This window comes from Plantibacter auratus (genome assembly GCF_050587365.1).
Lineage (GTDB): Bacteria > Actinomycetota > Actinomycetes > Actinomycetales > Microbacteriaceae > Plantibacter > Plantibacter auratus.
Map to the genome: position 1 here is coordinate 22,801 of NZ_JBOBFV010000001.1, position 23,255 is coordinate 46,055.

Consider the following 23,255-nt stretch of genomic DNA (forward strand, 5'->3'; position numbering starts at 1 on the left):
CTGGGCAGGGCTGCGGCCGTCGGAGCCGTGTCACGGAGCGCTCTCGGAATCCGCTAGACTGTTCGAGTTGTCTTCTCCGCCCGCGGAGATGGCATCGGGCTGTGGCGCAGCTTGGTAGCGCACTTGACTGGGGGTCAAGGGGTCGCAGGTTCAAATCCTGTCAGCCCGACAGAAAAGCCCTGGTGTGGATGGACTTCCCACCAGGGCTTCGTCGTTTCTGGATGTCGTTACATGGTGACCCACTTGCTCGACCTGCTCGAGCCTTCCGCTTACTGCGTGGACCGATCCTTCTCGAGCTCGTCTTGTCGCCGAACCCTTGAAAAGGACTGTTCGTGTTCCGTCTCATTTGGGTTCTCAGCGTCCGCGCGCGGCATTACCTGCGCCGTCACAAGCCCACCAATATCCTGGTCGACGCCATCCGCACCAGGCGCGGCCTCAAATGGGGCACATCCGCGATGCTCCTCGCCCTCCCCTACCTCCTCACCGCCGCCGTCTTCAGGGACCTGATCAAAGCAGGTGGACCGGGCTGGTTGAATCTATTGATCCTGGTGCGCATCTGGAACGCCATGGAAATGATCATCATGGGACTGGTCAGCGTGATCCTCCAGGTCCGAGCCAAGACGCGCGAGCACGTTTAGCGGCGTCGCAACCGGCGTGAGCAGGGGTCGGCTCTCATCGAGGAGGGGCAGCGGGATCTGCCGTCAGGACAAGATGCGCCGTCGCCGTCGCCGTCGCCGTCGCCGTCGCCGTCGCCACGACGATCGCGGCATCGATGAGGGGATGACTTCTCAGCCGGTCGCGGCAACCGAGCAGCGCGCCGCAGCGGCGATGGCCACACCTTGCCGTAACTTGTGAGCATGCCGAGACATGACGTGGTCCGTTTCGTAAACGGACTAAGCGAGAAGTTAGCTTCTCGATCCCGGCATGTCTGCCTGTTCATCGGGGCCGGTGCGTCGCGAGCCGCCGGACTCCCAGACGTGACGGGTCTCGCCGAGCACGTTAGCAAGAACCTCTCAGGAGACCAGAAGGCCGCGTTCGATCAACTATCCAAGAATCGGAACCTGGAGCAGGTATTAAGTCGAACGAGGCGTATAGCCGCCCTCCTTGAAGGTACGAATGATCGAGTTGACGGGCTCGCATCAACGGAGGCCCAGGAACTCGATCTGGAAATCTGTCGCCTGATTATCGACCAACTGCAAGTCGACAAGGCCGATCTTAATCCGGTGCTGCACCTCGCCGCCTGGGCAGCACGATCCGACTACCACCAGGCGCTGGAGATTTTTACAGTCAACTACGACCTGCTCATTGAAACCGGCCTTGAGTCCTTGGGCGTTGGGTATTTCGACGGATTCGTCGGCACACTACGAGCACGCTTCCGTGGCGACCTCGTTGAAGCATCGAATGACCGCGACCCGCTTCCTGCCTCGTTCGTTCGACTGTGGAAGCTGCACGGCTCCGTCCACTGGACATGGGACACAGATAGACCGCGCGAGGTGGTTCGCCTCGGATCGGCGACACCAGTCGGACTCCCGGCAGCCATCTATCCCTCCGACGCCAAGTACGATGAGTCACGACGAGTACCTTTCGTTGTTCTCCAAGACCGCTTTAGGCACGCACTCCACCGCCCTGAAAGCCTCGTCATGATCGCTGGATACTCATTCGGAGACCAACACCTGAACGAGGTCCTGTTCGAGGCCGCACGGCGGCGTCCTCGTTCTGAGTTCGTCGCCTATTGCTTTGACGCGATCCCGGATGAACTCGCCGAGCTCGCACTCACCGCGCCCAACTTCCAAGTTGTTTCACCAAGAGAAGCAATCCTCGGAGGCTTGCGGTACGACTGGAATACGCCACAGGATGCACCAGATGACACCTGGGACGATGGCGCCTTCCAACTCGGTAACTTTGCGCAGCTGGCACGGTTCCTCGCACGCAGCTCGCCTCCACATGACGAGCTTGAGACACGTCTCGGCGAGTTGCTGACCGCCGCTGCCAAGTCCAATGTCTGAACGCGAACCAACTTGCATCGGCAGGGTCCGGCACGTACTCGGAGCGCAAGTGACGGTGGCCCTTGATTCGGATTTGGCTGGTGCCGCCCCGATATACCGTGGTCAGCTCCAACGGATCGGACAGATCGGGTCCATAGTTAGGATCCCTCAGGGGATGGTCGACCTCATAGGGCAGGTCAGTCTCCTTGGCATCGCGGAACTCAGCGGAGTGTCCCGGCCAACCGAGACAGTTCAAGTCGGTGAGCGATGGCTCCAAGTAGAACTGCTCGGAGAGATAAACAGAGCTACGAGCGCTTTCCAACGAGGGGTGGGAAGCTACCCAGGTCTCGATGATCCGGTACATTTCGCGACGCCAGGTGATCTTCGGGCACTTTTCCCCGCTGAGACCGAAGCGACGGTCAGGGTCGGAAGGCTGGCAGCCGCCGACGAGATCCCAGTATGCGTCGACGCCAGCAGCTTCGTCACTCGACACGTCGCCGTAGTGGGGTCGACTGGATCAGGCAAGACCAGTTGCGTCGCATCGCTACTCCAAGGCTTCGCTCGCGGCGGCTGGGACGCAGCAAATATCGTCGTCATTGATCCCCACGGTGAGTACGCAGAAGCCCTGGGCGATCTGGCCTCGGTGAGGTCAGTCCTGTCCAGCGGAGACAACGGAATCCGTGTCCCGTTCTGGGCGCTGCCCGCAAGCGACATCTTGGCCGCGTTCGCGGGTTCTCAAGGAGGCGTCACCACCCAAAGCAGATTTGCTGAACTGGTCACGAAAGCCCGGCGTGAATTCTCAAGCGCTGCAAAGTGGCTCGAAATCGACGAGTCTGCGGTCACCGCTGACACTCCAGTTCCATTTGATCTGCGCGCCGTTTGGTATCAACTTGACGCCGAAAATAATGAGACGCACCGTGTGCTGAAAGACCCGAGCACAGCAGCTATTGAAACTGACGGCGATGCGAAACGGCTGGAGCCTCGAAGGTTCGAACCCTACGGGGCAGGCAACATTGCCCCCTTCAAAGGCCCCTATCACGGCATGCACGGAGCCCTGCCGGAACTCCTCCGGCTTGGTCTGCTCGACCCGAGGCTCTCCTTCCTTCAACAACCAGGAGGAGACGAAGAAGGAAGCGACCCACTCACCGATGAAGTCGCGAACTGGCTAGGCCGCGAGAAGCCCGTTTCAATCCTCGACTTCAGCGGTGTGCCAGAGGCAGCTAGTGAAATGGCCATCGGAGTGATCCTGACGCTGATCTTTGAGGCCGCGATACGAAGCCCAAGTATCGGAGACGGTATCGGCAGGAGCCGGCCTGTCCTCGTTGTCCTAGAGGAAGCGCACAGATATCTAGGCGACAGCGCCGTCGCGATGGCACGTAAAGCAGCGAATCGCATAGCCCGCGAAGGCCGAAAGTACGGAGTCGGTCTGATGCTCGTTACTCAGCGCCCGTCCGAACTCCCCGATACGGCTCTCGCGCAATCCGGCACCCTGGTTGCGTTGAGACTGAGCAACTCTGCCGACCAAGCAAAGATTCGGGCAGCTCTTCCGGATAGTGTTTCTGGCCTCGCCGCGGTGCTCCCCTCGCTACGGACAGGGGAAGCATTGATTGCCGGAGAGTCGGTGTCGCTTCCGGTGCGGACTCTAATCGATGCCCCAACGCCGTTCCCGAACGCCCATGATCCCTCGCTCGACTCTTGGCGATCGCAGAGCAGCGTCCCTAATGTCGCTGCTGCCATTGCATCTTGGCGAGGCACCTACAGCCCGGAGGAATAATGATCGAATGGCAACCCGTCGAAGGTTCATCACGCATCGTCGCCGAGGCGTTCGTACCAGAGCTTGAAACCATTCTCGTTCGGTTCCCCAGCGGCAAGGAATGGGCCTACTCCGCATGCAGCGAAGCCGTCTGGGGTGAGTTCACAGCACCAGGACAGTCGCGCGGCGAGTACATCGCACAAGTTCTGAACGGAAAGCCTCACGGCCCGTGGGCTGGCTAGCTTCGTCGCCAACGTGCGTCATCCCTTTCGCGCAGCCGCCTGCGACCTGCTGTATGGCGATGTGAGAGAAAGCGGACCAACCAGCAGCCTGCAAACGCTGCAAGACCTGACACGCAGGGCATGCTCCTGAAACACAAAACCCTGATCGTGCAGGCATCGGTTGCGGCGCCCGAGGAGAACGCAAGCCATCGGACCATTGGCGCGTGTCGCCCGAGAGGGACGGAGAGGATGCGAGAGAATTGGTGCGTGTCGGACGAGCAGTAGGTGACCTGGTCACCGGTAGGGGGTTTCCACCAGGTGATGTCATCAGATCTTGTCGTGACTCGTCGTCACAACGGCAGAGGTTGGCGCTGCCGGTTCGGTGCGGCGCGCTGAGGTATGGCTAGGGCGAAGAGCGCTTCCACTCGAAGCGGTTCCACTGGGACAGAACGAGTACGCGCGTCACGTGACGGTGACCGATTCCACTACACCTGGGCTGCAGCCCGCCTGCTAAAGCTCCTGAGCCCCGCGACCGATCTCCAGCGGGTATCAATCGAGGGACTCGGCTCTGCTCCTTCGGAAGCCGAGCCAGACGGTGCTGAGGTCATAGACCTTGTTGAGTTCTATGGACCTCCAGACGAGGACTTCACTTCCTTGGAAGTGCGTCAGTTCAAACACTCGACCCTGCACCCAAACGAGAATGTCACCCTTGGCGAGGTTCGCAAGATCCTCCGCAAGTTTGCTCAGCTCGACAACACTTTGCGAATGCAGTACCCGCAGGCCACGATTCGCTTCTCAATAGTCACGAACAAGCCGATTTCCTCTGACGCTGTCGATGCTGTGCGCGATTTGGCGAGTGGTCAGCCGGCTGCGGTGGGGTCGTCAGCCGCCAAGCTGACGGACGCCGCGAATCTCAGGGCCGATGATGCGGCGTCTCTATGCTCACGGCTCGACCTCCGAGGGCGTGAGCCCGGGGTTACCGTTCTCCGACGCGGGCTTGACCGAGAAGTCGGCGGACTCACCGCTGACACCGACCTCCGCGTGTCCGCGTCTCTTGTTGACCTTGTCGCCTCAAGAGCGAGCACTGAGTCCAGTGGCCCAATCCGGAAGGCAGATGTCCTCACTGCTTTCGGTTGTCGGGAGGACGAGCTTGCCCCGGCGCCGTGCCAGCTTGAGACTGTACCGTTCTTTGTGCGAGACGCATATGTTGAACTCGCGGATCGGATTCTTGGATCTTCCGGTTCGATAGTCGTAACGGCGGAGGGCGGAGCGGGGAAGAGCACGTTCGCTCGGGCGCTACCGGATCTTTTGCGAGGTCGAGCCGACGTCATCATCTACGATTGCTTCGGCAATGGGTCCTACCGCAGACCAGACCGTCCGCGGCATCGTCACCGCGACGGACTAGTTCAGCTTGCTACTGAAATCGCGGGAATAGGGCTTGGTCTCCCGATAGTTCACACCGGCAACCTTGCCCCCGAGGAGTACATCAAGGCTTTCGTTCGTCGCCTCGACGCTGCGAGCGAGAGTCTCGTTCAGAGTGGAACTCGCCAACTAGTGATAGTGGTAGACGCCGCCGATAACGCCGTGATGGCCGCGGAGGACAACGCGGAATCTAGAGCATTCGTGCGGGACTTGCTGAGGCTAGACGACGCTATTCCAACGAACGTTCACATCGTGTTGACTTGTCGACCAGAGCGTGCTCATCTTCTTGAAGCTCCTGCGGGTACGGTGACGTTCGAACTACCGGCCTTCGCACTAGAAGAGACTGCGAAGGCCGTTTCAACTTCACATCCATCGGCGACGAATCTGGACAATGCAGAGATTCACGATCGAACCGCGGGTAATCCGCGAGTCGTGTCAACGGTGCTCTCTGAAACCGAAACGATTCAAGAGGCTCTCGGCCGACTCGCGGGGTTTACGGACAGCACTTCTCCGCTTGACGCTCTCATGCAAGAGCAAGTCACCAAGGCCTTCAACAACGCTGGTAGATCGCGATCAGAACTCGAACGTGCTGCCCAGCTCCTCACGTTATTGCGTCCGAGTGTTCCGTTGGGCGTGCTTGCGCAACTTGCCGGTACGCAGGTTGCTAACGTCCGCAGTTTCATATCCGACCTAGGTCGAGGCTTGATCCTGAACGGGCAAAGCGTCCAGTTTCTCGACGAACCGACGGAAACGTACTTCCGCACCCGGCACCGTGCCACACCTGAGGTCGCGGCCCAAGTCGCGTCTCAGCTGCGCACGCTGAGCGGCTCCTCTGCTTACGCCGCGTCTTCTCTGCCGGAGGTTCTCTGGAGCGCAAATCTCCACGACGAACTGCTCGCCCTCGTTGCCACGGATGATGCCCTGCCCTCAACGAGCGACGTCGAGCGTACCCAGGTCGAGCACTTACGCGTGGAGTTCGGCCTTCGTGCAGCTGTCCAGTTACGACGTCCGGATTCGATTGTGCAGTTGGCCATGCGCGCTGGAGCGGGTCGCGCAGGGAAGGGGCGGCAGTTCACGATCATTAGAGACAACCCTGACCTGGCGGGTTCGCGGATGGACGCCCGGGTGCTTGGTGAGCTGATCGCGTCGCGAGAGCTCCCACAAAGTTGGCCGGGCTCTACGCTCGGTGCCGAGGCGGCGATGCTTGCTCATTCCACCGGAGGTACGAGCACAGCAAGGAGCAGGTCTCGGCAAGCAGCTTCCGCCACCGCTGCCTGGGTACGCTCGCCGAGAGAGCGGTACTCGCGCGACGAGAATGTCACCCCAGAACAAGTGGCACACATCGCACTTGCGATCCTTCGAACGGATGGACCTCCTGCGGCTGTCCGATACTTGTCGGGTTGGCGCCCAGCTCGATTTGTCCTCGAATCGAGCGCAGCGCTTACGCGGATGCTCATCTCGTGTGCCCCAGATGAGGACGTTTCTGGCCTGATCGTGAGTTCCACCCATCCTGCATTACTTCTTGGCGTCTTCGGCGAGATGCAGCGCGTTGGAATGACCGTAGACGCCAGTGTCGTCGGCGGCGCGTGGACGGCACTGAAACGATTCCGTGCTCGTCTCACTGCCGAAGAATACGATCACCGGAATGCTGAAGATGCCGCGCTCAGGGGCGCTTCATGGCTTTGCGCACTTGCGGTGCGTCACTCGATTGCCGACGCAACAGTAGCCGCAGAACGACTTCGCGAATGCCTGCCGCCATCGCTACCTATTGGACTTGGCGACAGACACGGCTCAGGCCGATCGGGTCTTCTCCTGGCGGTCGCGTTGCGTGCCGAACTAATGGGTGAGGTACTCGATGTCGGGCACTACCGGCCCCTTCAAGTTCCAGCGAAGCGTGGAAAGTACGATCCCGCGAAGTCCAATGAGGACGATCTCAATCGCTATCTGCGCCCCGCCATCAGCTGGCTCAGCTCTTGGGCAAAATACGCTCGCGGTGACCTCGATCCGCAAGCCGCGGGAGCAGTGATCGCGAATTACCCCAAACGCCAGTCACAAGATGACATCTGGTCAATGGCCCTCCGAATCGCCCGGCAGATCTTGCCCTTGCTCGGCTCTTCCTTCGAGGAAAGAGAGGTGACAGTCGCTTGCATTCAAGCGATTCAGACGATCTCTGCCAATGCTCCGATTGCCGGGGCGCTCGACCTGATCTCAGGGCTGCGAGGCGACGCCCGTTTCGCGTCGGCGGTCCTCGAACTCTCCAACGCGGCACGGCATGCCCTGACGAGTGCCGCTGAAACGGCCGACAGCAAGGCCGAAACGCTAGTGCGCATAGCTCGGGGAATGCACCGCTTTAGTGAGGCCGAAGCTGGAAGCTACTTCGACCACGCTGTGAAAGCTGCTAGCGGAGTGGGTGATGATGCGATTTATCGATGGGATGCAGTAGTTGCCCTCACGCGGGCAGCTGCTGGCATCGATCCCCTCGACGCATTCACCCTCGCTGAGCGCGTCGCTCGCCTCGGCGAGGCCGTGGAACCGATCGTGTATGACGGATTCAACCAACACCAGCTCGTCGCTGCACTCGCGTGGGTCTCGGGCACCAACGTTCTCCGAATTCTCGGGCAGTGGAGGGATCGCCGGTTCGGGGCGCTCGACTGGCAATTCAGGGGACTAGTTGAAGGGGATGGTGCCCTGCTTGCGAGACGGCCAGATCTCAGAATAGTTTTGGCGCCCTTCTCGACCAACTTTGACCTGGACGCCGCGCTTCGTGAACTTGACGTATCCGGCGCCCTTAACGCAAAGGCCCTGGCTGCCGCAGATAATCTCGCAAACCGACTTGGACGCTCCCTCGATCCCGAGTTCACGCAATCCCCACTTCCTGACCCCCTTCGTACCAAGGACCCTGACGAGTTCCGGAGCACCACCTTTGATCTCACGCCAGACGAACAAACAGAACGATCCGCTCAGATAGACGAATGCAAAGCGCAGATCGCGGCACTTGACCTCACTCGGACAAGCGAGGTGAACGCGGCGGTTCGACTTCAGCAAGAGGCTCGTACGTACAATGACAGTCTCTTCATTTCAGAAACTTTTTCGCGTCCAGAGCTTCAGTGGGGCCCGATCCTGGACGCCGCATTGTATTCTGATGCCCTCAGCGACTACGAGCTAGCCAAGCTCTTGAACGCGGCCCTAGTGCGTCCTCGAACGGCTCAATCGTTCGTCGATTCGCTGAAGAATGCGGTCGGCACCTACGTTGATCGACACGGTGCCCGGTTGCTTCACCACAACTGGATGAGTTTTGACCTGCCTGCGGCGGCCGACCTCTTGGAGGTGCGCACGACCGATCTCCTCCAACGTGCCCTCGACCACCTGAATCTTGAGGAAGCGTTGACCGATGCCGACCATTGCTACATGCTCGCAGCGGGAGCTTCAGCAGTCCTCGACCCTTCCACGGCTGCGCGCGTGCTCGACGAAGCACTCTCCGCCTTCGAGGAAGAAGTCGGAATTAGTCCCAGGACAGCTTCCGGGCAGACGCCAGCAGACCCAATCGATACCGCAATAGCAAACTTCCTCTGGGCTGCACTTGGTGACCCGCGCTCAGCAGTTCGTTGGCAGGCTGCACACGCAGTGCGTACAGCCATCGAACTCGGCGTCAGCGACGTGATCATTGCGCTCGGCTCGGCAGTCACGCGGGGCGATGCAGCTGGGTACGCCGATGAACGATTCCTCTACTACCAGATGAGCGCAGCAGAGTGGTTCCTGGTCGCTGTCGAGCGAGTAGCACGCGACGACCCCTCTGCCGTCGACGCACTCATGTCCACAGTGATCGAACTAGGCGACCGCTATCCGGACCACGCCGCGATTCAACGGCACTGCTCATCAGTTGCACTACTGACCACCACACCCATTGGCCGTTCTGTTGGGACAGACTGGAAGGCCAAGCTTGCAGAGCCGGTGACTCTCGAAAGCTGGCACCGCCCCACCCAGCCCGGTCCAATGATGAAAGGCGCACCACACGCTGAGCACCGATTCCATTCAGACTTCGACGAGTATGTCCTCGGAAAACTAACGAAGGCACTCGCCATCACACACCAAGAAGTGCTCGATGCGGCTAGCACGCTCATCCTCGACGAATGGGGATGGCGAGGCAAGGGCAAACGTCTAGAGGACCCGAGGCGGACCGCAGGTGTTTACGAGGACGGTGAAACCTACGGATACAAATGGGAGATTCCTAAAGCTGAGGATCTCGACTACTACCTGGAACGCCACGCGGCACTTATCACCGCCGGAAGGCTCATGAGGACCGTTGCTCCGTACCGTGACCCCGATGCAGAACAGCCCGACGTCCTAGAATGGCTCGCCGACTTCGACATCGCACGCCACGACGGGCGATGGATTACAGATCAGCGAAGCTCGATCCCTGGTTCATTGGCTACTGCCGGACCGCGAGGAAGTAGCCGGGTTCACGAATCCGAGTTTCTGACCGCCCTCCAACCTGCTGACGGATGGGTGACAGTCTGGCAATCGGCCGCTGCCACTGAGCACGACCGATCCCTGAGCATCGACATCGCATCGGCTCTGGTCACTCGCGAAGCCGCGGGCGCGCTTGTGCGTGCGCTGCAAACTGCTGACGGTTACTGGAGCTTCCGAATCCCATCAGCTGACCTCGATGACGAAGACTTCCAGTTCTCCTCGCCTCCGTTCCAGCTTCAAGGTTGGGTGTCAACGCCGAATTCTGAAGGCGGCATCGACCGGCTGGACCCCCTCGCCACCGAACTCACGCCCGAGCCCCCACGCCCTTCCGAGAACATTGCGAAAATACTCAGCATCACCTCCCGAGACGGCGGCCTCCGCTGGCAGAGCGAGGAGGCGGACGTCGTCATGGCGTCTGAGACCTGGGCAGAGATTAGCGCCGGCCGTGAACCACACGGCCCATCAGGCCACCGGCTGCGGATCACGACCGAAGCGCTCGACCAGTTGCTGGGACGCCTCGATGCCGCGCTCATTGTGGAGGTACGCGTGAGGCGAGAAGATCGTAGCGCTCGCTATGCCGACGTCTCAGACAACGACAATGAAGGAGGTGACGCCGATCATGGCAACGACTTCCGAGTCTTCTCCTACCAGCCAGGAACAGGATGGAACGACTTCAACGGCTGTGTTGGAACTAGGTAAGCTGCTGGCGGCTGAGCTGGAACAGACCGACACTCTCGGACGCTGGATAGCTCACTATCTTGCGGAGCGCCTGACCAGCCTTGAACAGAAGGCTGGACCTGAGAGATCTACCGCCGAGGCTGAGGTTGCCGACCTCATCCTCCGACTCTGGTCGCTTCGCCGTCGGCTTCCCGGCAGTCGGTTGCCCCTCGCTGAAGTGGACGAGGTGGAGGCGGCAATCGCGAGGCTGACACCCGGACGAAGACCGTGGGCATATTTCGGCGCATTTGCCGCTGATGCCGAGCCAAGCACAGAGGAGACCGAGACAAGCACCACTCTGAAAGCCGCACTGCTCATCGATCGACTCGCCGGCGATCTCGTCCATGGACTGGTTGGCCACGCGGCCGCACTTGCCGAGGAAGACGGCGCGGCTTGGACGAAGCAAGCGGAGAAGATCGGAGACGGGGCGCTGCGGACACTCCGTCGCATTCGCTTCGCCGACAACGGCAGCGAAGACGATGTCGAGAGTCCGGACTGGAACAGAGAGGTCACGAGGAGAGCAACAGCGCTGTCATCGGTGGTGTCGACCCTGGTCACCGCATTCGAAGCTGAGGGTTCGGAGCTTCCGGGTGAGAGCGGTGGCTGACCTTTCCGGCACCGGTACTGCCAGCATCTGGTGGTTGCACACTGGAGGTCGGTTCTCGTCGACGAAGTGGACCAAGCAAGTGACCAACAGCCTGCAAACCCTGCAATATGGGACGCGCGGAGCGCATCGCTGAATCAGGAATAGCCAGGTCAAAAAGGCTAAAAACCTGATCCTGGCACCTGGGGGTCAAGGGGTCGCAGGTTCAAATCCTGTCAGCCCGACCACGAAGTCCCGGAAACCATCTGGTTTCCGGGACTTTTTTCGTTGGCCCGCAGCGCGGGCAGCTCATCAGGACCGCTCGTCGTATGCCGTTCGGCTCGCTTCGATCACTGGGACGTGCTCGCCGGCCCACTCGGCGAGCGCCACCGCGTGGGGGATGAGCGACTGCGCGAGGTCTGTCAGCTCGTACTCGACCCGTGGTGGCACTTCGGCGAAGGTGGTGCGGGTGACGAGCCCGTCGCGCTCCAGGTTCCTGAGGGTGAGGGTGAGCATGCGTCGGGAGATGCCCGGGATGCGCTGCTCGAGCTCGGTGAACCGGAACGGGCCGTCATGGAGCGTCGCGATGAGGAGGAGCGCCCACTTGTCGGCGATGCGGTCGAGCAGTGAGCGGATGGCCTTGCCCTGGTCGCCCCGGACGGAACACAGCCTCTGGTAGCGGAACATGGCACCCCTCGCGGCTCGGTCACACGCGTGTGCCTTTTGTACGCCGGTCCGATCCGGTCCACACTTGCGTTGGTTACCCATCGTAACCATCAACGCACACACGCACTCGGAGGTTGCACATGGTCATCGCCTATTGGATCGTCGCAGGGCTGCTCGCGGTCCTGTACCTGTACTCGGGCGGCGTGAAGCTCGTCCGCTCTGCAGAGCAGCTCCGCCCGATGATGGCGTGGGTCGACGGCATGCCGCTCTCAGTGGTTCGAGTGATCGGGCTGCTCGAGGTGCTGGGCGTGATCGGCCTGATCCTGCCACCACTCGTGGACGTCCTCACCTGGCTGACCGTCGCGGCCGCGGTCGGCCTCGTCCTCGTGCAGATCGGTGGTATCACCCTGCACGTGCGTCGCGGCGAGATCCGGGTCCTCGGGTTGAACGTCGCCCTGCTGGTGCTCGCCGCCGTCGAGGTCTGGCTGGCGACGATCTGGCTGTAGCGGTGGCGGATCGGTGCCTGCCTCGTCTGCCGACTCAGGGGACGAGCACGATGCGCCCGAACACGTCCCCGGCGTCCATGAGACGGTGCGCCTCGGCTGCGTCGCTCAGCGGCAGGGTGTCGTGGACCACAGGCGACAGCGCTCCTCGGACGGCGTCATCGAACACTTCGGCTCGCACCCGCGCGAGTTCCTCGCGCGGCACGGTGTCGAGGCTCAGGGTTCCGAAGGTGATCGATCGGCGGAAGCCGGCCAGCAGCGCCTGGCCGAAGTCGGCGGGCGGGAACCCGCCCACCACGCCCACGGCGATCAGGCGGCCGTTCGGCGAGAGCCGCTCGATGAACCGGGGGAGATCGGGACCGCCGACGATGTCGAGGATGACGTCGAACTCCGCCGGGGCGTCCGTATCGCCTGTGCCGGAGCGGTCGAGCACGTGGGTTGCACCGAACGCCCGCAGACGTTCCCCGCGTTCGGAGGACGAGGTGGTGACGGCGATGACGCCGGCGCCGGCACGAGCGGCCAGCTCGACGCCGGCCAGGCCGATACTCCCGGCGGCCCCGCGCACGAGGACGGATTCGCCCTCGGCCAGGCGAGCGCGTTCGAGCGCGAAGTGCGCGACCGGGAACGCGCTGCCCAGCGTCACCGCCTGGACGGAAGTCAGGTCGGAGGGTAGCTCGACGATCTCTTCTGCTCGCGCGGTCACGTACTCGGCGTACGCACCCGAGGTCCCCGTGAACGCCCAGACCCGTCGACCGACCCACGCGGGATCGACGTCCGGCCCGGTCGCGGTGATGACGCCAGCGGCTTCACTCCCCGGGATCATCCCCGAGTCGCGAGCGGCTTGGGCGATCCCTCCCCGGCGGATCACGACGTCGACCCCGCCGACGCCGGCGGCCTCTGTTCGAACGAGGACCTCACCGACCCCGGGCGTGGGGACGGGAAGGTCCGTCACCTCCATTCCACTCGGGTCGCCGAAGGTCCGGATGATCACTGCGCGCATGGGTGCACTCCGTTTCGCGGCGGGGGATCTGACCCGCCTCCCGAAACGTAACGGACGCACCCGTCCACTTGAGTAATGTGAGACACATGTCCGTGACACTGCCTCAGAACCTGCGTTCCGACGCGCAGGAGAACCGCGACCGCGTCCTCGCGGCAGCCCGCGAACTGTTCGGGACGGACGGCCTCCACGTGACGATGCGAGAGATCGCTCGCCGAGCCGGTGTCGGGCCGGCCACCCTCTACCGACGGTTCCCGACCAAAGCCGATCTCGTCAGAGCCGCCTTCGTGGACGAGCTCGGCGCCTGCCGCTCGATCGTGGTCGACGCCCTCGCGGACGTCGACCCCTGGCGTGCCTTCCGCAGCATCATCGAGGAGGTCCTGGTCCTCAACGCCCGCAACCAGGGGTTCACGGACGCGTTCCTCGCCGCCTACCCCGACGCCGTCGACTTCCGGACCCAGCGCGAACAGGCCGTGCGCGCGATCACCGCCGTCGCTCGTCGTGCCATCGACGCCGGCGCGCTGCGCGCGGACTTCGTCCTCGACGACTTCCTCGTGGTCCTGCTCGCTGCTCGCGGACTCTCGAGTACGACGGAGACGGAGCGCGTCCGAGCCGCGCGACGCTACGCCGCACTCGTGATCGACGGACTGCGGGCGTCCGACCGGCACGGACCGCTGCCTCCAGCGCCGCGACTCATCCCGAGCGTCATCCCGGCGTAGGCCGTGTCCCCGTGTCCGCGGTGACCCGGATGACGACTTCCCGGCACCGAGTCGTGGGCGTGTCCGGCGGTAGGTCAGCGCTGCTGCGACGCGACCAGAGCCTCCAGGGCGGCCAACCGGTCTGACGGATCGCCGGTGATCTCGGCGACCGTGACGTGGTCGCCGATGAAATCGGGGTCGTCGACGAGATCGAGCAGGACGGCGTTCATGGCCGTCCGCAGCTCCAGATCTTCGTCCGCGCCGACGTGGATCCCGTCGTTCGGCGTCAACGGCAGGACCACCAGCACATCCACCGTCTGGAGCGCCGCGGCGGTGCGCGTGTTCGCCTGCTCGAGGAAGGCGACGTCGAGGTCGGCGTCGGCGAGTTCCGCTCTCGCGACGAGATAGGCGAGGAAGTCGAGTGGCCCGCGTTCCGCGATGACGTGTCCGTCATCCGACTCGTCCAGCAGTCGGTCCGCCGAGAGGCGTAGCTGGGCGGCGAACAAGGCGCTGCTCGGGACGTCCCCGGCGTCCTCCACGAGGTCGAACAGCTCCCCGAGGACCGTGAACTCCGGGTGGCGGAGCGCGAAGCCCGCGATGAGCGTGCTCTTCCCGCTGGCGTGGGTGCCCGACACGACGATCTTCACGGGACCGAGGATAGACCGTGTTCCGCTCGCCGGCTCCGGCCGCGTCAGCTGATGAGCTGCTCGGACTCCTCCCACAGCCGGCGAGCGTGTCATCCCGGCGTAGGCCGTGGGCGCACGTCACGAGTCGGCGCGTTCACCCTGCGTCAACGGTGATCGGGGTGAAGACGTTGACGAGGTTGCCGTCGGGGTCGCGGAACAGCAGCGACCGGTTGCCCCACGGCATGTCCGTCGGCTCGTTCACGAACGTCTTCACGACGCCCTGCAGCGTCGTGTAGACCGCGTCGACGTCTTCGACGAGCAGATCGAGGATGACGGATCGGTTGGCACGCGGTGCGGCGGCGTCCTCGCCCAACAGTGGGATGGTCGCTGAACTGGCGATGGCGAGCGTGCCGGTGTCGGTGCGCACCTCGGCGAACAGTGGGTGCAATCGTGTCGCGGTCGCACCGGTGACCCGCTCGTAGAACTCGACCAGGGTGTCGACGTCGTCAGTGATGATCCGGGTGGCTGCGAGTTGCATGCGTGTCTCCTTGGCTGGTGGTGTTTCCCGCGGGTGCGGTGGCGGTGACGACGATAGAGCCAATGCCGGACAGATTTCGCCCGGTATTCTCAGGAGATGGGAAACGCCGGCTCGCCGACTGCTCGAGCGCTGCAGCTGCTCGAGTTGCTGCAGTCGGCGGAGATCCGCAGCGTGCCAGAGCTCGCCGAACGGTTGGGCGTGGATGAACGGACCGTGCGCCGCTCCGTGCAGCGTCTCGTGGACATGGATGTCCCGATCGAATCGGTGCGCGGCCGCTACGGCGGGTACCGCCTCGCCGTCGGCCGACGGGTGTCGCCGATCATGCTCACTGACGAGGAAGCGGTCGCCGTCTTCCTCGGCTTGAGTGAAGCTCAATCGTCCTCGGATTCCCCGGACCTCGCAGCGCAGATCGCCCTCGCGAAGATCCGACGCTCCCTCCCGGCCGCATCCGTGGAACGCCTCGAGGCGGTCCTGCAGGCCACAGCACGGAGACCGTCGCGTCACGACGTGCCCGACGCGGGAGTCCTGCTCACCGTGTCGGATGCGCTCCGAGCGAGACGCCCCGTGGAGCTGCGCTACCGCGACGCGGAGGACACGCCATCGCGTCGCACGGTGCATCCGTTCGACCTGCTCGTCCATGCCGGTCGTTGGTACCTGGACGCGTTCGACGTCGAGCGAGCGGAGGAGCGCACCTTCCGGGTCGACCGCATCCGATCGGCGCGGACACTGCCCGGCGTCTTCCCAGACCCGGTTGCTCGAGCCGAGCGCCCTCGACTCGTCGATCGCTTCGCAGGGGCGGACTACCGATGGCGCGTCCGGTTGCGCATCCAGGCGAGCGTCCCGCAGATCCGGGCCCGCTTCCCGGAGAGCGTGGCCGTCGTGGAGTCGATCGAGGACGCACCTGGCTGGCATCGGGTGTCGATCCGAGCCAAACGCCTCGACTGGCTTCCAGCGGCGATCGCCGGGCTGGGGGATCACGCGGTGATCGTCGACGAGCCTGAAGACCTCAGAGCACTCCTCCACGCGACAGCGACGCGGATGCTCCGCATCGCGCGCGGCGCGGACGGGGCGCCGTCCATCCCTGAGTAGGGCGCGAGCCTCCGGATCACCTCGGTGCCGGCCGCCGGTGGGCGGTGGTGGCGGCCATCGTCACGAGTTCCGGCAGGCATCCTCGGACCATCGACCGGTCGACGGTCGTGCGCGTCACCGTCCGATGAGCCGCTCGGATTCGTCCCAGAGCCGACGGGCGTCGTCCAGGTTCCGCATCGGCGGCCACAGGGTCGGGAGGAGCGCGGGTCGGCCACCGATGGTCCTGACCGGGCCGTAGAACTCGTCGCCTCGCGCGGTCGAAGCCGTTGCGGCCATGAGCGCGGGCTGAGCGGCGCTCGACACCGTGCCTGCGACGCCGAGGCGTGAGAGCAAGCGGACCACGCGACGGGCTCCGGTGTCCCGCTGCCGACCCATGCCCGGTTGGGCGGCCAACAGGTTGGTGGGGGAGACGCCGGGGTGCGAAAGGTTGCTGGAGACACCCCAGCCGCCGGCTCGGCTCCGAGCATCGAGTTCGCGGGCGAACAATGCCACGGCGATCTTGGACTGCTGATAGGCCCGCATCCCGTCGTAGCTGCTCTTCCAGTCGAGGTCGTCCCAGTTGATCGAGCCGCTCCGGGCGGCGATGCTCGTCTGGTGCGTGACGCGCGCGCCACCGGCCTTGAGCAGCGGCAGCAGACCGAGGGTCAGCGCGAAGTGGCCGAGGTGGTTGACGCCGAACTGCAGCTCGAAGCCGTCCCGCGTCTCCTGCCGCTCCGGTGGCGTCATGACGCCCGCGTTGTTGACGAGCAGGTCGATCGGGCGACCCTCCGCCGAGAGCTGGTCGACGAGTGCGGCGACAGACTCCAAGGAGGCGAGGTTCAGACTGCGGACCGACACCCTCGCGCCCGGAACCGCGGCACGGATGCCGTCGGCGACGTGCCCGCCCTTCGTGGTCGAGCGCACGGGCAGGACGACCTCGGCACCCGCCCGGGCGAGGTCGGTTGCGATGACCCGACCGATGCCGTCGCTCGCGCCGGTGACGACGGCGAACGACCCGGTCAGGTCGGGGATGGTGAACGTGGGTGTCCGAGGCATGGGTGGTCCTTCGTCGTGGGTGTCGCCGTGGTCCGGCGTGTGGGAACCACTCTCGACGGCCGGCCTCGGCCGGTCCAGGACCGGCTCATCCACTGATCGGCGATCCGTGGCTGGCGCCGCTCCCGCACGATAGAAAGGAGGTCCACGGACCGCCGCACGGCGAGGAGAGACGACATGATCGATCGACCGGGTCTGGCGACCTTCCTCAGTCATCGTCGCCACCTCCTCCAGCCTGAGGACGTCGGGCTGCCGCGCGGTCCGCGGCGACGGACGGACGGCCTCCGGCGGGAGGAGGTCGCGGCGCTCTGCAACATGTCGACCGACTACTACGCCCGTCTGGAGCGCGGGGTGGGGCCGCAACCGTCCGAACAGATGATCGCCGCGATCGCGCAGGGCCTGCACCTCTCCCTGGACGAACGGGACCACGTCTTCCGACTGGCCGGCCGCACTCCTCCCGCGCGGGGAGCGCACGGCGACCATGTCGGCCCCGGTCTGTTGCGGATCCTCGACCGCTTGCAGGACACCCCCGCCGAGATCATCAACGAACTCGGCGAGACGCTTCGCCAGACCCCGATGGCCGTCGCACTCAACGGCGACGCTTCCCGATTCACCGGCGACGACCGGAGCCTGGGCTACCGGTGGTTCACCGACCCGACCGCGAGCGCGGCCTATCCGCCCGCCGATCGCCTGTTGCTCTCGCGCGTGTACGCCGCCGGGCTGCGGGAGGTCGTCACGATGCGCGGTCCCGGATCGCGAGCGGAACGACTCGCGAACGCACTGCTTGAACGGAGCGAGGAGTTCCGCGAGTTGTGGGCCGCGCAGGAGGTCGGTCTCCGGCCGACGGAGGTCAAGCGGTTCCTCCACCCCGAGGTCGGCGAACTGGAGCTGCACTGCCAGACGCTGCTGGACCCCGATCAGTCCCACCGCCTGCTCGTCTACACCGCTGAGCCCGGGAGCGAGAGCTCCGAGAAACTGCGACTCCTCGCCGTCATCGGTGCCCAGCCCCTGCCAGGGCGGCCGGCGGGCTCCTGAACCACAGGCGGACAGGGAGTGATGCTGCTCGGTCCGAGCACGCCTTCCGGACTGAAGGCAACCCCTGTCCCGTCGAGGACATCGGCGGCCGTGCCGGGCTACAGTGCGAGCCAGGCACCACTACGTCCCGTGGCTCGCGGGATGGGCACGCACATCGAAGGAGAACACCCCATGTCAGACCTCCGAATCGCCATCATCCTCGGCAGCACCCGCCCCGGCCGCAACGGCAAGGCCGTCGCCGACTGGGTCGTCGAGCAGGCCGCCGGTCGGAGCGCGAGCTACGAGCTCATCGACCTGCTCGACCACCCGCTGCCGCTCCTCGACGAGCCGACGCCGCCGTCGTTCGGGGCTTACGAGAACGAGCACACGAAGGCCTGGGCGGCGACGATCGCGCCCTACGACGGGTTCGTCTTCGTCACGCCCGAGTACAACCACTCCACGTCCGCTGTCTTGAAGAACGCCATCGACTACCTCTACGCCGAGTGGAACAACAAGGCCGCCGGATTCGTGGCATGGGGCAGCCTCGGCGGTGCCCGCGCGATCGAACACCTTCGCGGTATCAGCGCCGAACTGCAGATCGCGGATGTGCGGCAGCAGCTGAGTTTCTCGCTCTTCACCGACTTCGAGGACTTCAGCACCTTCACGCCCGGACCGCAGCACACCGAAGCCGCCGGGGTGCTGTTCGACCAACTCGAAGCGTGGGCAGGCGCACTGAAGCCGCTCCGCGCCTGATCGAAGGACCGAACGCTCGGCGCTTCCGCCTCCCTCATCGGCCCGAGGTCGATGGGTCAGCGCTGGCGGGCTCCTGAGACTGGTGGTCGGTGCGCGGGTATCCGCTCAGCCCATCGGCTTTCTACGCGCTCGGGAACGGGCGCAGCTCCAGGCGACCGTTGCGGGCCATCGGGTGGCGGGCCGCGATGTCGATCGCCTCGTCGAGGTCGGCGCACTCGAGGATGTCGAAGCCCCAGAGCGTGTCGGTCGCGCCCGGGATCGGGCCGTTGGTGACGAGGCGCTCGCCGGCGCGGACGCGGACGCCGCGCGCCTCGCTCGGATCGAGCACGTCACCGAGGAGTCGCCGCCCGGTCGTGTCCAGCTCCTGGACCCAGTGGTCGACGTCGGAGTCGTCTGTGGGCTCGTCGGGCACGGGGTCCGTGAGGACGAACATCATGAATCGCATACGTTTCCTCTCCTTCGACGCTCGCGAGAGCGCACTCGTGGTCGTTATCGGACCGGGTTGACGACCGGTACTGCGCTCTCGTCGCGCCAGAGGGTCTCGATCGGGATCGACTGACCGAGGACGCGCTCCGCCGCGCGATGGCCGGAGTGGAATGCCGCCGTCACCGTCGCGGGGTCGTCGGTCCAGGTGGCCTCGCCTGCGAGGTGCACGACGCCGCCGACCGGGGTCGCGAGGGCGTCGTGGTCGCCCGTTGTCGAGCCGACGGTCATGTAGGCGTAGGACCCGCGGGAGAACGGGTCGTCCTGCCAGCGCGTGACGTGCACCTCCGTCGGCTCCTCGACGCGGTCGCCGTACAGGCGACGCAGTTGCTCCAGGTTCGACTCGACGACGCGCGACTCGTCCCAGTCCCGGATCTCCACGGCCGTCGGGCCGGCGGCGAACGTGAGCAGCGTCGGTGATCCGTGCGCCGTCGTGAGGTCGTACCAGGAGTGCCATCGTCGACTCTCCGGTCCCTGCTGCCGGATGGCGTAGACGTCGTCGTCCCAGAATCGCCGCTCGAACCGGAGGAAGACCTTCTCGAACGCGTTCATCCGCAACCGCGAGAGCGCGCCGGCGACCGGCTCCGGCAGCGGGGGATCGATCGTGAACTCCTCCGACTGCAGCACCCCGACCGGCACCGTCACCACCACCGAGCCCGCGTGCAGCACCACTTCGCCCATCGGTCCCTGCGCGGTGACCTCGACGCCGTCCGCTGACCACCGCACATTCGTCACCACGTGCTCCAGGCGCACATCGAGCCCCTCGGCCAATCGCCGGGGGAGCACGTCGTACCCGTCGGGGAACACGACCTCGTCACCGTCGATCGCATCGTCGTCGAGCCCGTGGGCCGCGAGATCCTCGATCCACGCGCCGTACTGCTCCTCCGAACGATGCTCCAGGTACTCGCGGACCCGCTGCACCCGCTCGGCGTCCCAGCCCTGCAGCGCGAGCGCCGCTTCGGTCACGTCGCGGTAGGACGCGTCCGGCGCGGACTCGGCGACGACACTGAGCAGCGTCGCGTCGAGGGCATGGACTTCCTCGGCGAAGCCGCGAGCCTCGGCGTCCGACAGGCGCTCGCCGTCGGGACCGTAGTACGCGATCGGCCGGCTGTCCGGCTGGTAGCCGCCGACGGTGAACTCGACCGTCCGCATCCCGAACGCGTCGGCCGCCGCGGCGACCGCACTGTCGTTCACCCCGTGCACCCACGATGCGCCGAGATCGGTCACCTGACCGTCGCGACGCTCGGTCGACACCCGCCCGCCGACCCGGTCACGGGCCTCGACGACGACCACTGTTCGTCCGGCGGCCGCGAGGAGTCGTGCGGCGACGAGCCCGGCGACGCCGGCACCGACGACGACCGTGTCGAGGCGGGTGTCGGCTTCGGGCGTCTGCGCCGACGCCTCGTCCGACGCGCTCATCGCGGGTCGCCCATGTCGCCGGTGGCCGGTGTGCCGTCGACCCGTTCGTAGCGAAGGTGGACGGTCCCTGCGGGGGAGGTGGTCGCCGGGCCGAGCAGGCGCAGCGAGGACGGCACGGTGCCGGTGGCGAAGACGCGCTTCCCGGTGCCGAGCGTGATCGGGTACACCCAGAGGTTCAGCTGATCGAAGAGTGCGTCGGCGAGCAGGGTCTGCACGAGGTCGAGGCTGCCGATGACGTGGATCTGCGAGTGACGCTCGCGCAGTGATCGAACGGCCTCCGGGAGGTCCGATCCGAGTTGCGTCGAGTTCGCCCACCCCAGCTCCCTCGGCTCGCGTGACGCGACGTACTTCGGCAGTCGGTTGAAGAGCCTGGCGATGCCGTCGTCCTGGCCACCCTCCTGGTGCGGCCAGTATCCGGCGAAGATGTCGTAGGTCCGGCGCCCGAGCAGGAGGGCGTCCATGCCCACCATGCCGGCATCGATCTGCTCACCGTCGACCTCGTCGATGAGCGGCGCCTGCCAGCCACCGAACGCGAACCCGTCACTGGGGTCCTCCTCCGGCCCACCGGGCGCCTGAGCGACGCCGTCGAGGGTCATGAAGAGGTCGATGTGGATGCGTCCCATGTCCTGCTCCGATCTGCTGCACTCACGATCCACCGGCGGGCAGGCGGTGTCAACGGCTGTCGGCTGGGAACGCCCTGCCGAAAGGGCGCCGGCCGTGTCCAGGGCGAGTAGCGTTCGGAGTGGATCCGCTTGCGCACAACGGTGCTCGAGCAGGACGTCGTTCGACAGATGAGAGGCATCACACCATGACCGATCTGGACACCATCCCCGTCACCACCCTCGACGGCCGGGACACCACCCTCGCGGAGTGGGACGGGAAGGCCAAACTCGTGGTCAACGTCGCGAGCCGCTGCGGCCTCGCGCCGCAGTACGAGAAGCTCGAGGCGCTCCAGAAGGAGTACGCCGACCGCGGCTTCACGGTGATCGGGTTCCCGAGCAACCAGTTCCTGCAGGAGCTCGGCGACAACGAGAAGATCGCCGAGTACTGCTCAGCCACCTGGGGCGTCACGTTCCCGATGATGGACAAGGTGAAGGTCAACGGCCGCAACCGGCACCCGCTCTACCAGGAGCTCGTGAAGACCGCCGACGCGAACGGCAAGGCCGGCAACGTCAAGTGGAACTTCGAGAAGTTCCTCATCGCGCCCGACGGCACCGTGCACCGCTTCCGTCCGACGACCGAGCCGGACGCCCCCGAGGTCATCGCCGCGATCGAGGAGAGCCTTCCCGCGTGACGCCGGGACGGTCGAGCGCGCTCACCGGTAGGTGACTCCGGTGAGCGCTTCGGCCGTCGTCCAGAGCTCGGCGGCGACGTGCTCGTCGCGGGCCGCCGAGGTTCGGCCGACGGGCTTCGGGCCGCCGCGCATCTCGCCGAAGCCGCTCGGACCGTAGTAGCCGCCGGGCTCGACATCGGGCGACGTCGCCGCGTAGAGCGTCGGAAGCGCACCCATCTCCGCGCTCTGGCCGAGAAGCCGGGTTCCCCAGGCGAGGAGCGGACCCTGCGCGGACTCGGTGTGGGACTGGAGTTCGGTCGACGCGAAGCCGGGGTGTGCGGCCACGGACAGCACCGAGGAACCCTCCGCCGTGAGGCGTCGCTGCAGTTCGGCCGAGAACATGAGGTCGGCGAGCTTCGACTGGCCGTAGGCGGACCAGCGCCGATACGTGCGGTTGCGCCAGTTGAGATCGACCAGGTCGATCTTGCCGGCGCGGTGCGCAGCACTCGACAGCGTCACGACCCGCGTGGTGATGCGGTCGATCAGGAGGCCGGTGAGGGCGAAGGGCCCGAGGAAGTTCGTGCCGATCTGCATCTCGAAGCCGTCGGCCGTCCGTCGTTCGGGAACCGCCATGACGCCGGCGTTGTTCACCAGCACGTCGACCCGCTCGACGCCGTCGGCGAATCGACGGACGGACGCCAGGTCGGCGAGATCCAGCTGCCGCACCTCGACGTCGCCGGTCATCGCCGCCGCAGCCCGCGCGCCCTTCTCCGTGTCGCGGCAGGCGAGGATCACGGCGGCACCGTGGGCGGCGAGCTCGCGGGCCGTGACCGCGCCGATCCCGCTGTTCGCGCCGGTCACGATCGCGACGCGGCCGTGCTGATCGGGGATGTCTGCTGCGGTCCAGGGGCTCATGAGGGCGACGTTACGCCATCACGATCCTCCGATTACACATATCGTTCACAGCTTCACCGATATATCGTTGAGCATCGTTCACGGACTACGAAGGAGAG

Annotated in this window: 21 protein-coding genes and 1 tRNA gene; 13 read left to right on the top strand and 9 right to left on the bottom strand. The window is 65.0% G+C overall.

Annotated elements, in window-relative coordinates:
* The first annotated feature begins 95 nt into the window (after positions 1-95).
* The 7 genes from ACQ3HE_RS00120 to ACQ3HE_RS00150 all read left to right on the top strand — a co-directional run bounded on the left by ACQ3HE_RS00120 (position 96) and on the right by ACQ3HE_RS00150 (position 11,175).
* A tRNA-Pro gene (locus ACQ3HE_RS00120) sits at positions 96-169 on the top strand.
* Positions 170-332: 163 nt separating this feature from the next.
* Positions 333-638, top strand: coding sequence for a sulfate permease (locus ACQ3HE_RS00125; RefSeq protein ID WP_430890794.1), 306 nt, complete (start codon positions 333-335; stop codon positions 636-638).
* A 339-nt stretch (positions 639-977) separates the two neighbouring features.
* Positions 978-2,006, top strand: a complete 1,029-nt coding sequence (locus tag ACQ3HE_RS00130; RefSeq protein WP_430890795.1) for an SIR2 family protein — start codon at positions 978-980, stop codon at positions 2,004-2,006.
* 154 nt (positions 2,007-2,160) lie between these two features.
* Positions 2,161-3,759, top strand: a complete 1,599-nt coding sequence (locus ACQ3HE_RS00135) for an ATP-binding protein (protein WP_430890796.1) — start codon at positions 2,161-2,163, stop codon at positions 3,757-3,759.
* On the top strand, positions 3,759-3,980 hold the full coding sequence (locus tag ACQ3HE_RS00140) for a hypothetical protein (RefSeq protein ID WP_054826157.1): 222 nt from the start codon (positions 3,759-3,761) through the stop codon (positions 3,978-3,980). Before ACQ3HE_RS00135 ends, ACQ3HE_RS00140 begins: the two co-directional genes overlap by 1 nt.
* 1,833 nt (positions 3,981-5,813) lie before the next feature.
* Positions 5,814-10,550: a hypothetical protein gene (locus ACQ3HE_RS00145; RefSeq protein ID WP_430890797.1), complete on the top strand. Its 4,737-nt coding sequence runs from the start codon at positions 5,814-5,816 to the stop codon at positions 10,548-10,550.
* On the top strand, positions 10,471-11,175 hold the full coding sequence (locus tag ACQ3HE_RS00150) for a hypothetical protein (protein ID WP_430890798.1): 705 nt from the start codon (positions 10,471-10,473) through the stop codon (positions 11,173-11,175). The genes ACQ3HE_RS00145 and ACQ3HE_RS00150 overlap by 80 nt, the downstream gene beginning before the upstream one ends.
* Positions 11,176-11,463: 288 nt before the next feature.
* Here the strand turns inward: ACQ3HE_RS00150 and ACQ3HE_RS00155 are convergent, their stop codons facing one another.
* On the bottom strand, positions 11,464-11,838 hold the full coding sequence (locus tag ACQ3HE_RS00155) for a winged helix-turn-helix transcriptional regulator (protein WP_430890799.1): 375 nt from the start codon (positions 11,836-11,838) through the stop codon (positions 11,464-11,466).
* A gap of 119 nt (positions 11,839-11,957) precedes the next feature.
* Here ACQ3HE_RS00155 and ACQ3HE_RS00160 point away from each other — a divergent pair, with 119 nt between their 5' ends.
* On the top strand, positions 11,958-12,323 hold the full coding sequence (locus ACQ3HE_RS00160) for a DoxX family protein (protein WP_430890800.1): 366 nt from the start codon (positions 11,958-11,960) through the stop codon (positions 12,321-12,323).
* Between the two features lie 34 nt (positions 12,324-12,357).
* Here ACQ3HE_RS00160 and ACQ3HE_RS00165 read toward each other — a convergent pair whose 3' ends face one another.
* Entirely contained in the window at positions 12,358-13,320 is a 963-nt protein-coding gene (locus tag ACQ3HE_RS00165) for a zinc-dependent alcohol dehydrogenase family protein (RefSeq protein WP_430890801.1), read from the bottom strand.
* Positions 13,321-13,412: 92 nt separating this feature from the next.
* Here ACQ3HE_RS00165 and ACQ3HE_RS00170 point away from each other — a divergent pair, with 92 nt between their 5' ends.
* Entirely contained in the window at positions 13,413-14,036 is a 624-nt protein-coding gene (locus ACQ3HE_RS00170) for a TetR/AcrR family transcriptional regulator (protein ID WP_430890802.1), read from the top strand.
* A gap of 74 nt (positions 14,037-14,110) precedes the next feature.
* On the opposite strand, the gene ACQ3HE_RS00175 is transcribed toward ACQ3HE_RS00170, so the two are convergent.
* Both ACQ3HE_RS00175 and ACQ3HE_RS00180 read right to left on the bottom strand, forming a co-directional pair.
* Positions 14,111-14,662 carry an AAA family ATPase gene (locus ACQ3HE_RS00175; RefSeq protein ID WP_430890803.1) on the bottom strand — a complete coding sequence of 184 codons (552 nt, stop codon included), beginning with the start codon at positions 14,660-14,662 and terminating at the stop codon, positions 14,111-14,113.
* A 133-nt stretch (positions 14,663-14,795) separates the two neighbouring features.
* The gene (locus tag ACQ3HE_RS00180; protein WP_430890804.1) at positions 14,796-15,179 is read right to left on the bottom strand and encodes a VOC family protein; all 384 of its coding nucleotides are present in this window, start codon (positions 15,177-15,179) and stop codon (positions 14,796-14,798) included.
* Between the two features lie 96 nt (positions 15,180-15,275).
* On the opposite strand from ACQ3HE_RS00180, the gene ACQ3HE_RS00185 reads away from it, so the two are divergent.
* Positions 15,276-16,268, top strand: a complete 993-nt coding sequence (locus ACQ3HE_RS00185; RefSeq protein WP_430890805.1) for a helix-turn-helix transcriptional regulator — start codon at positions 15,276-15,278, stop codon at positions 16,266-16,268.
* Positions 16,269-16,382: 114 nt separating this feature from the next.
* Here the strand turns inward: ACQ3HE_RS00185 and ACQ3HE_RS00190 are convergent, their stop codons facing one another.
* A complete protein-coding gene (locus ACQ3HE_RS00190) occupies positions 16,383-17,303 on the bottom strand; it encodes an SDR family oxidoreductase (RefSeq protein WP_430890806.1) in 921 nt (306 codons plus the stop codon).
* Between the two features lie 174 nt (positions 17,304-17,477).
* Between ACQ3HE_RS00190 and ACQ3HE_RS00195 the strand changes: the two genes are divergently transcribed.
* The gene (locus tag ACQ3HE_RS00195) at positions 17,478-18,335 is read left to right on the top strand and encodes a helix-turn-helix transcriptional regulator (RefSeq protein WP_430890807.1); all 858 of its coding nucleotides are present in this window, start codon (positions 17,478-17,480) and stop codon (positions 18,333-18,335) included.
* A 171-nt stretch (positions 18,336-18,506) separates the two neighbouring features.
* Positions 18,507-19,067 carry an NADPH-dependent FMN reductase gene (locus ACQ3HE_RS00200; protein ID WP_430890808.1) on the top strand — a complete coding sequence of 187 codons (561 nt, stop codon included), beginning with the start codon at positions 18,507-18,509 and terminating at the stop codon, positions 19,065-19,067.
* A 121-nt stretch (positions 19,068-19,188) separates the two neighbouring features.
* Here the strand turns inward: ACQ3HE_RS00200 and ACQ3HE_RS00205 are convergent, their stop codons facing one another.
* The 3 genes from ACQ3HE_RS00205 to ACQ3HE_RS00215 are packed head-to-tail and all read right to left on the bottom strand — an operon-like array spanning position 19,189 to position 21,592.
* Positions 19,189-19,512: a YciI family protein gene (locus ACQ3HE_RS00205; protein WP_430890809.1), complete on the bottom strand. Its 324-nt coding sequence runs from the start codon at positions 19,510-19,512 to the stop codon at positions 19,189-19,191.
* Positions 19,513-19,556: 44 nt separating this feature from the next.
* Positions 19,557-20,969 (bottom strand): flavin monoamine oxidase family protein, encoded by a 1,413-nt coding sequence (locus tag ACQ3HE_RS00210; RefSeq protein WP_430890810.1) that lies wholly within the window; start codon positions 20,967-20,969, stop codon positions 19,557-19,559.
* The gene (locus ACQ3HE_RS00215) at positions 20,966-21,592 is read right to left on the bottom strand and encodes a dihydrofolate reductase family protein (protein ID WP_430890811.1); all 627 of its coding nucleotides are present in this window, start codon (positions 21,590-21,592) and stop codon (positions 20,966-20,968) included. The genes ACQ3HE_RS00210 and ACQ3HE_RS00215 overlap by 4 nt, the downstream gene beginning before the upstream one ends.
* Positions 21,593-21,777: 185 nt before the next feature.
* On the opposite strand from ACQ3HE_RS00215, the gene ACQ3HE_RS00220 reads away from it, so the two are divergent.
* Entirely contained in the window at positions 21,778-22,263 is a 486-nt protein-coding gene (locus ACQ3HE_RS00220; protein WP_056005205.1) for a glutathione peroxidase, read from the top strand.
* 21 nt (positions 22,264-22,284) lie between these two features.
* Here ACQ3HE_RS00220 and ACQ3HE_RS00225 read toward each other — a convergent pair whose 3' ends face one another.
* Positions 22,285-23,157, bottom strand: a complete 873-nt coding sequence (locus tag ACQ3HE_RS00225) for an oxidoreductase (protein WP_430890812.1) — start codon at positions 23,155-23,157, stop codon at positions 22,285-22,287.
* Positions 23,158-23,255: the final 98 nt, after the last annotated feature.